1 protein-coding gene is annotated in these 2,141 nt (G+C 72.2%); it reads left to right on the top strand.

What is annotated here, in order from left to right:
* Positions 1–507: 507 nt before the first annotated feature.
* Positions 508–2,076, top strand: coding sequence for a glutamine-hydrolyzing GMP synthase (gene guaA, locus ACFV1W_RS40500; protein ID WP_380422572.1), 1,569 nt, complete (start codon positions 508–510; stop codon positions 2,074–2,076).
* Positions 2,077–2,141 lie beyond the last annotated feature (65 nt).

Genomic DNA, 2,141 nt, shown 5'->3' with positions numbered 1-2,141 from the left:
TGCGCCCCGGATCTAACACCCCGGGGGGGGGGGGGGGCGCGGGCGGGCGCCGGGGCGTCCCCGGGAGCCGCCCGTCCCACCTCTCGGCCCAGTCGCGGCCGGGGTCGCTGTCCCCTGCTGGCCGGCCGCGGCACCCGCGCACGGTCCCACGGTGCCGCGCTCCCCGGCGGGCCGGGGCGGCGGCGCCACGTGCGCCGGTGGACTGGGGTGAAGCTCCACGCGTGGTCCTGCAGCCGTACGGCGGTGCCCCCGGTCGGGGGCGGCGGCGGCGCGTCTGGCGGACGCGGCGCGGCCGTCCGGTCGTCAGAAGCAACGAAGCACGGCCCCGACCGGTCACGGTCCTTTGGACGTGCAGACGAGTGAAACCGGACAGCCCGGTAGAATCGGTGTCCAGACACCCCACACCCGTCCGCCGCCGCAGCCCCTGCCCGGGGAGGCGGTTCAGCGCGACACCTCGATACCGCTGCCGGAAGGCCGTCTGTGTCCTCTGCAATTCCCGTCCAGTCCGTGCCGGACAACGACACCGTCCTGGTGGTCGACTTCGGTGCCCAGTACGCCCAGCTCATCGCCCGTCGGGTGCGTGAGGCGCGGGTCTACAGCGAGATCGTGCCGAGCAGCATGCCGGTCGCCGAGATGCTCGCCAAGAACCCCAAGGCGATCATCCTCTCCGGCGGTCCGTCGTCGGTCTACGAAGAGGGCGCGCCGCAGCTCGACCGCGCGATCTTCGAGGCCGGCGTGCCGGTCTTCGGCATGTGCTACGGCTTCCAGCTGATGGCCAAGACGCTGGGCGGTACCGTCGACAACAACGGCGCCCGCGAGTACGGCCGCACCCCGCTGACCGTCTCCCGCACCGGCTCCACCCTGTTCGAGGGCGTCCCGGCGCAGCACTCGGTGTGGATGTCGCACGGCGACGCCTGCTCCGCCGCCCCGGAGGGCTTCACCGTCACTGCCTCCACCGACCTGGTCCCGGTCGCGGCCTTCGAGAACGACGAGGCCCGCCTGTACGGCGTCCAGTACCACCCCGAGGTGCTGCACTCCGACCACGGCCAGCAGATCCTGGAGCACTTCCTCTACCGCGGCGCCGGCATCGCCCCGACCTGGACCACCGGCAGCGTGGTCGAGGAGCAGATCGCCCTGATCCGCGAGCAGGTCGGCGACAAGCGCGCGATCTGCGGCCTGTCCGGCGGCGTGGACTCCGCGGTGGCCGCGGCCCTGGTCAACAAGGCCATCGGCGACCGGCTGACCTGCGTCTACGTCGACCACGGCCTGATGCGCAAGGGCGAGACCGAGCAGGTCGAGAAGGACTTCGTGGCCGCCACCGGCGTCCAGCTGAAGGTCGTCGACGCCTCCGAGCGCTTCCTGAACGCGCTGAAGGGGGTCACCGACCCCGAGGAGAAGCGCAAGATCATCGGCCGGGAGTTCATCCGGGTCTTCGAGCAGGCCCAGGCCGAGATCGTCGCCGAGGCCGGCGCCCACGGCGAGTCGGTCGACTTCCTGGTCCAGGGCACCCTGTACCCGGACGTGGTGGAGTCCGGCGGCGGCACCGGCACCGCCAACATCAAGTCCCACCACAACGTCGGCGGCCTGCCCGAGGACCTCCAGTTCCAGCTGGTCGAGCCGCTGCGCAAGCTGTTCAAGGACGAGGTCCGGATGGTCGGCCAGGAGCTGGGCCTGCCGGAGGAGATCGTCCAGCGCCAGCCGTTCCCGGGCCCGGGCCTGGGCATCCGGATCGTCGGCGAGGTCACCGAGGAGCGCCTGGACCTGCTCCGCGACGCCGACGCGATCGCCCGCGAGGAGCTGACCGCGGCCGGTCTGGACCGCGAGATCTGGCAGTGCCCGGTCGTGCTGCTCGCCGACGTGCGCAGCGTGGGCGTGCAGGGCGACGGCCGCACCTACGGCCACCCGATCGTGCTGCGCCCGGTCTCGTCCGAGGACGCCATGACCGCCGACTGGTCGCGCCTGCCGTACGACGTGCTGGCCCGGATCTCCACCCGGATCACCAACGAGGTCCGCGACGTGAACCGCGTCGTCGTCGACGTCACCAGCAAGCCGCCGGGCACCATCGAGTGGGAGTAGCACTCCCGCACCGCTGAACCGGTGCCGAACGGCCGCGCCGTCGTTCCCGTATACGGGAACGACGG

The organism is Kitasatospora sp. NPDC059648 (assembly GCF_042734825.1).
Classification (GTDB): Bacteria; Actinomycetota; Actinomycetes; order Streptomycetales; family Streptomycetaceae; genus Kitasatospora.
This window is presented reverse-complemented; position numbering and strand designations above follow the sequence as displayed.